Raw genomic sequence first — 6,492 nt, forward strand, 5'->3', positions numbered from 1 at the left:
GCGCACGGGAGGAGCACAGGGGGCATGGCCTGGGGGCCCGTAGGCGGTGGACCTACGGGCCCGACGGCCTGGCGCCCGGCCGGTCCGGCGCGGTGCGGGCCCCGTCGCTCCGGCGCGGTCCGACGGCCTATCCGGCACCGGCGAGGGAGTGCCTGAAGAGCCGGGCCGCCGACGTCCCCAGCCCCGACGGCGCGCCCAGCCAGCCCGGGGAGCCCGGCGGATGGCGCAGCTCGGGCTCGACGTAGCGCAGGCAGTCCCGGTGCCAGATGAGGATGCCGGCCATCCAGTGCTCCAGCTCGCGCACATAGCCGTCGAGCGCCGCGCGGGCCTCGGCGGAGAGCGCGAAGTCGTCGTAGACGACGGGGAGTTCCTTGGCGGCGACGTGCTGGAACTCGCGCATACGGGAGGCCATGAGGTCGTGGACGATGGCCAGCGCGGTCGGGTAGTCGCAGTCGAAGAAGGTCTGGACGACCAGGATGCCGTTGTGGACCTCGCCCTCGTACTCGATCTCCTTCTGGTAGGAGAAGACGTCGTTCAAAAGGCAGGCGAAGTCGGCGGCGGAGTTCTCCAGTGAGCGCAGCGTGCCGGTGCGGTAGATCTCCGGGGGGACCTGCCGCCCGTGGCCGATGCGGCTGAGGGCCATGGTGAGGTCGGAGCCGAAGGTGGCGCGGCGCATCTCGATGTAGTCGACCGGGTCGGGGATGCGGTTCTGGACCTGGTTGTCGATCTCCCAGAGCCAGCTGGCGGTCATCTTGTCGACGGCCGCGCGGAACGCCTCGCGGGCTTCCGGGGTCATCGGCCCGGCGGTACGCGTCCACAGGTCCAAAAGGCTGCGTTCGAGGGCGTTGACCGGCTCCAGGGTGGCGCCCAGGTCGAGCGGCATGAAGGCCGACAGCCGCTCGGTGCAGACCTTGGCGGCGGCGATGTCGCGGGGGCGGCCGAAGACCTGCGGGTAGTAGTCGTCCGCGTAGGTGCCCCAGGCCAGCCAGCCGGAGGTCAGGTCGAGTTGCTCCGGCGTGGCGTCGGGGTGGATGCCGGCCGCGCACAGCGGCAGGTCGTAGCGGATGATCGCGGGCTCGTCCCAGACGTCGGAGAGCGGCACACCGGGCTGCGGCTGGAGGATGCCCATCCGGTGCGCCCAGTCGATGAGCCGGCGGCGGGCGCCCTCCAGGTGCGGGCTGAGGGTGGTGGTGAACGGCATGTGGATGTCGGGGATGCGGGACGGCCCGACCTCTTCGTGCGGGACGTGGGTGTAGCTGCGCAGGCGGTGTGCGGCCGCCGTGGTCAGCGCGGTCTTGAGGTCCGCCGCCGAGGTGCCCAGCCCACCGGCGGAGAACGGCGACCAGGGCGCCCCCGAACCGGCCGCCGCGCCGCCGCCGTTCATGTAGCGGCTGGAGCGCATGTGCCACTCGTGGCCGCCGGACTGCCAGTCCTGCAGGCCCTTGGCGTACGCCAGCACGTCCGCGCACGACTTCGGGTCCAGGCCCTCCTCCAGGAACAGCGCGGGCAGCTCCACGACCACCGTGTTCTCGAACTGCTGGAGCCGCGAGGTAATCAGGTCGTTGACGGAGTCGGCGGCCTCCTGGGTGGTGCAGTCCAAGAACGTCTCCAGCACCAGGACGCCGTTGCTCAGCTCGCCCTCCTCCTCCGTCTCCCGCTGGTAGGAGAACAGGTCGTTGCGCAGGTGGACGCCGTCGGAGAAGGTGTCCTTGAGCACCCGCAGCGGCCGGGATCCGGCGACGGCCGCCGGGACCTCGGCCCCGGTCGCGTACTCCACCAGGCCCGCCGACCAGGGGGCGCCGCCGACCTTGCGGCGCATCTCGATGTACTCGACGGGGTTGGGCACCCGGTGGATGTTGATGTTGGACAGTTCCCACAGCGATTCGTTGAGCAGATGCTCGGTGCTCTCGGCGAACCGCCTGCGCCAGTCCATCGACATGTGCGGCACGGTGCGCGCCCACAGGTCGGCCAGGCCCGCCTCGACCGGGTTGACCGGCTCGGGTACGGCCGCGGAGTCGTCCATCGGCATGAAGGCGGGCAGCCGGTCGAGGTACTCCTTGCCGCCCTCCCGGTCCAGCGTCCGCTTGAACCTCTCCAGGAAGTGGTCGTCGAAGAAGAAGACCCAGACGTACCAGTCGGTCACCAGCGAGAGCGCGTCCGCGTCGCAGTCCGGGTGGGTGTACGCGCACAGCAGGGCGTAGTCGTGGGCGTCGAGGTCCTTCTGCTCCCAGATGCCCGAGCCCTCCAGCATCCCCATGTCGCGGGCCCACTTCCGGGAGTGCGTACGCGCCGCCTCCAGATGCGGGTTCAGCCGCGCCGGATAGGGCGTATAGAAGTTGGGCAGTTCGAATGGCTGTGTCACCGTTGCTGGCCTCTCCCCATACGTACGGAAGGAAGGCGCGGCGCAGCACGCCCCCCTGACGGGGCCAGCGCTACCCCGGGTGTCGGTGCGTCAGTCCTTGTGGAGCGGGAGGTTCCGTCTCGGCGCCGCTTGCGTTCGATCACCTTCCGCGGATGATCGTTTCGCGCTCACCTCTGGCGCTCTCCTTCCGGTTCGCGCCGCGGCACGGAGGGTGAGCGCCGCCAGCGCCTCCGGGGCGCCGGCCTGGCCGCGGATACCGGGGAAGGCGTTGACGTCGACGATGACGGGCCGGCCCGCGCCGGCGTCGAGCAGGTCCACGCCGTAGACCTCCAGGCCGAAGACCTCGCCGACCCGCAGGGCGGACTCGGCCCAGCCCGCGGGGAGTTCGTCCAGTGGCAGCGGCCTGGTCGGTCCCCGGCCGCCGGGGGCCAGCTCCGAGCGGCGCAGCGCGGCGAAGAGCCGCCCGTCGACCACCCACAGCTTGCGGTCCCAGCCGCTGTTCGCGGTGAACTCCTGGACGACCACCGGCTCTTCGGGCCAGTCGGCGGCGAGCTGTCGCAGCTGCCGGGCGCTGTCGGCCCGCGCCACCAGGTCATGGCGCCGGCTGTGCCGACTCTTGATCACCAGCGGGGTGGCCGGCTCCCCGGCGGCGGCCAGCTGCCCCAGCGTGGGCACGAGGGCGGTCCGGGCGAACGGCAGCCCGGCCGCGCGCGCCAGCTCCGCCATCGCCACCCGGTCCTGGCAACGCGCCGTCGCCGCCCTGGAGTTGATCACCGGCACACCGCGCTCCTCCAGGCGGGCGGCCAAGGCCAGGGCCCGCGGCGTACGCGCCTTGAGGAGGCAGACGTCGGGCGGCGGCGCGTCCCGGTCGCCGCCGTGGGCCTCCTCCCCGGCGCCCAGGTGTGCCACCTGGTGATGCGGCGTCAGCAGTGCGGTGACCGCGGCCAGCAGCGGGTGCCGCGGATCGGCGGTGATCAGGCCGACCCTCACCGGTCGCCGCCGATCGCCGCCAGCGGGGCCGCGGCCGAGGAGACCCTCGCCGGAGGGACCACCGGCCGCCCGGACCCCTCACGGGCGAGCCGCACGATGGCGGCGGACACCCGGGCGACGGCGTCCGGCACCTGGCGGAAGCTGGGGAAGTCGTTGATGTCGACGACCACCGGCCCGGCCGGCCCCATCAGCACGTCGACGCCGTACAGGTCGAGGCCGAAGACCGCGCCGACCTCCTGAGCGATCCGGGCGACCTCGGGGGTGAGCGGGACCTGACGTTCCCGTACGGCGCGGCCGGGGTGCAGCGGTGAGCACCGCTCGGTCGCGTACAGCTCACCGGCGACGCAGTAGACCTTGAGGTCGGAACCGGAGTTGGGGACGTAGGGCTGGGCGATGAGCAGGCCGCCGTCGGCCGGCCCGGCGCCCGGGCCGGTCAGCCGGTCCGGCGTCTCGACCAGCCGGACGGCGCGCCCCGAGCTGCCGTCGGCCGGCTTGACCACGAGCGGGTACTCGGCCTCGGGTATCTCCGCGAAGTCCGCCGCCCGGGCCGCCGCATACGTCACCGGGACCGGCAGCCCGCTGCCGCGGGCGATCACCGCGGCCAGCGCCTTGTCCCGTACGCCCCGGATGGCCCGGACGTCGTTCACCGTCGTCAGCCCGACGGAGGCGGCGGCTTCGAGCAGGGACAGCCCCGGACCGCCGGAGACGGTCTTGAGGACCCAGGCGTCATGGCTGCCCGCCTGCACCGCCCGGGACAGCGGGATCAGTGAACTGCCGGGCCGCAGCACGTCCACCTGGTGGCCCCAGACGCCGAGTTGGCGGATCACGTCCAGCGGCATGCCGTCGTCGCGGTACTGCTCCTCCACCAGGAAGCAGAGTCTCATCGGGGCATCCTCGTCCTCGCCGCACGTCCGTCCACCGTCCGTCCGGCAGATCCACGACGTACCAGGATCCCACGTGACCAACCGGACGAGCCGGGTGGCCCACGCGCCCGGCTCCGACTGACGTTTCTGCCGCATTACGCCACCTCGCACGTCCCGCCCGTACGCCCTGACCAGGGGTGCGGCAGGCACCCGCACGACTTCCGCCACCCACTCCCCCGATTTTCAAATCCCGTATGCCGGAACCCTTGTTCCGCTTCCCGGGCGGTCCTAGGGTCAGGCCACCCCGGGGACGCATCGACGAGCGGTATGCGAGTAACGAAGTACGGGAAGCAGGCGAGCGGGTTGGTGAACGAACAGCGAAGCGGCTACGGCCGGCGCGGGTTTCTGGCCGGTGTGGGCGGATTCATCGGCGCGTCCGGCGTCGGCGGTGCGGACACGGCGCAGGCCGCGACCCGGGACGACGACGCGGCGAAGTACGGACCGGGCGGCGGTCCGCGGCCCGCGCACTTCCGCGGCACACGGCAGTTGCTCGTACCCGAGGTGCTGCTCCTGCCGGACGGGCCGGTGCACGGCCGGGCGGTGCTCGTGGACGGCGGGAAGTTCCGCGCGATCGGGCCGGCCGAACAGCTCGTCGCCGCGCACCCCGGCCTTGAGCCGGTGCGCCTGGACGGCCACTTGCTGATGCCGGGCTTCGTGGACGCGCACCACCATCTGACCCAGAGCTTCGGCAAGGCCCAGTCGTTCGGCCAGCCGTCGGAGATCTTCAAGACGATCTGGGAGCCGCTGGAGCACGCGCTGGACGAGGAGAGCGCCTATCTGTCGGCGAAACTGGCCGCGTTGGAGGCGCTGCGCGGCGGCTTCACCACCGTCGCCGACGCCGGGACCCGTGCGCCCGTCGATGTCCGGGCGGTGGCCAGGGGCACGGAGGAGGCCGGGATCCGCTGCGTACTGTCGAAGATCGTCTCCAGCGGGACGGGCGGTCCGGAGCACCTGGCGCGGTGGGACGGGCATCCGCTCATCCACCCCTCGCTGGCGATCGCCGTCCCCGAGGACGCGCCCGCGGAGGTCATCAAGAAGACCGCGGACCTGTGCGCCGAGGCCGGCGCGGTGCTACAGGTGCACGTCAACGAGCATCTCGCCTCCGTGGAGCGCTCGTTGAAGAGCGTCGGCCGGCGCCCCCTCGGCCATCTGCACCATATCGGCGCACTGGGCCCGCACACCCTGGGCGCGCACGCCACCCTGCTGACCCCCGCGGAGGTGCGGCTGCTGGCCGACTCCGGTGCCGCGATCAGCTACAACCCGGTGGCCAGCGCCTGGAAGGGCAACGGCGTCGCGCAGGCGACCATGCTGGCCGCGATGGGCGTGCGGTTCGGCATGGGCACCGACGGGACCCGCGGCGACGGCTTCCGGCTGCTCGACGCGGGGGAGAGCGCGCAGCGGCTGGCGTACGGCATGGCCGAGGGCGACTCGGTGTGCGGGGCCGGGCGGCTGTGGCTGGAGCACGCGACCGCACGCAGCGCCGATGCGCTCGGGCTGGGCAAGGTGACCGGCCAGATCGCGGTCGGCAAGGCCGCCGACTTCCTCGTCGTGAACCTCCGCGTCCCCGAGCTCACGCCCTCCTACGACCTGCGCTGGGAACTCGTCCGCCTGGCGAACCGCGACCAGATCGCCGCGGTCGTCGTGGGCGGCAAGCTGCGCCTGTGGCAGGGCTGGCCGCCGGACTGGGACGGCCCTGCCCTGGTCGCCCGCGCGGCGAAGGTGGGCCCGGAGGTCGTACGCCGCGCCAAGCTCCAACGGGTGGAGCCGACGTAGCGCCGGCCCTGGGGGAGCGGCCTTGCCGCGAAGCCACGCCACCCCGAGTGACCTGCATCGATGTCGGCGTTACGGGATTGCCGTACCCGACGGGGGATGCCTCGTCACCGCGCCTGGTACCGCTAGCGTGAGGCGCCCGCGCCGGTGCGGGACCGGGATGGATCGGGAGGTTTCAGTGACCAGCAAGGCCGCGTCCTTCGACGACCTCGACCGCAAGATCATGGCGGCGCTGATCGACAACGCACGGGCCAGCTTCGCGGAGATCGGGGCGGCGGTCGGGCTGTCGTCCACGGCGGTCAAGCGGCGGGTGGACCGGCTGCGGGAGAACAACGTGATCACGGGGTTCAGCGCGACCGTGGGGGGGGGGGGGGGGGGGGGGGGGGGGGGGGGGGGGGGGGAGGGGGAGTGGGGGGGGGGGGGGGGGGGGCGGCTGATTTCCAACGT

4 protein-coding genes and 1 pseudogene are annotated in these 6,492 nt (G+C 72.7%); 2 read left to right on the forward strand and 3 right to left on the reverse strand.

The window, feature by feature from the left end; all coding sequences use genetic code 11:
- Positions 1–127: 127 nt before the first annotated feature.
- From ACZ5XZ_RS08665 to ACZ5XZ_RS08675, 3 genes are all read right to left on the reverse strand, one after another.
- A complete protein-coding gene (locus ACZ5XZ_RS08665; RefSeq protein ID WP_468975493.1) occupies positions 128–2,362 on the reverse strand; it encodes a family 2 encapsulin nanocompartment cargo protein terpene cyclase in 2,235 nt (744 codons plus the stop codon).
- Positions 2,363–2,452: 90 nt separating this feature from the next.
- Positions 2,453–3,352 carry an ATP-grasp domain-containing protein gene (locus ACZ5XZ_RS08670; RefSeq protein WP_468975495.1) on the reverse strand — a complete coding sequence of 300 codons (900 nt, stop codon included), beginning with the start codon at positions 3,350–3,352 and terminating at the stop codon, positions 2,453–2,455.
- Positions 3,349–4,236, reverse strand: a complete 888-nt coding sequence (locus tag ACZ5XZ_RS08675) for an ATP-grasp domain-containing protein (protein WP_468975497.1) — start codon at positions 4,234–4,236, stop codon at positions 3,349–3,351. Before ACZ5XZ_RS08675 ends, ACZ5XZ_RS08670 begins: the two co-directional genes overlap by 4 nt.
- 345 nt (positions 4,237–4,581) lie before the next feature.
- On the opposite strand from ACZ5XZ_RS08675, the gene ACZ5XZ_RS08680 reads away from it, so the two are divergent.
- On the forward strand, positions 4,582–6,048 hold the full coding sequence (locus tag ACZ5XZ_RS08680; RefSeq protein ID WP_468975499.1) for an amidohydrolase family protein: 1,467 nt from the start codon (positions 4,582–4,584) through the stop codon (positions 6,046–6,048).
- A gap of 175 nt (positions 6,049–6,223) precedes the next feature.
- Positions 6,224–6,406, forward strand: a pseudogene (locus ACZ5XZ_RS08685) (Lrp/AsnC family transcriptional regulator); the annotation flags it as partial.
- Between the last annotated feature and the right edge of the window lie 86 nt (positions 6,407–6,492).

The sequence above is a fragment of the Streptomyces sp. NPDC033270 genome (assembly GCF_055576575.1).

Coding starts and splice junctions, on each gene's coding strand:
- ACZ5XZ_RS08675 (WP_468975497.1), bottom strand. CDS start 4,236: ATGAGACTCTGCTTCCTGGTGGAGGAGCAGTACCGCGACGACGGCATG.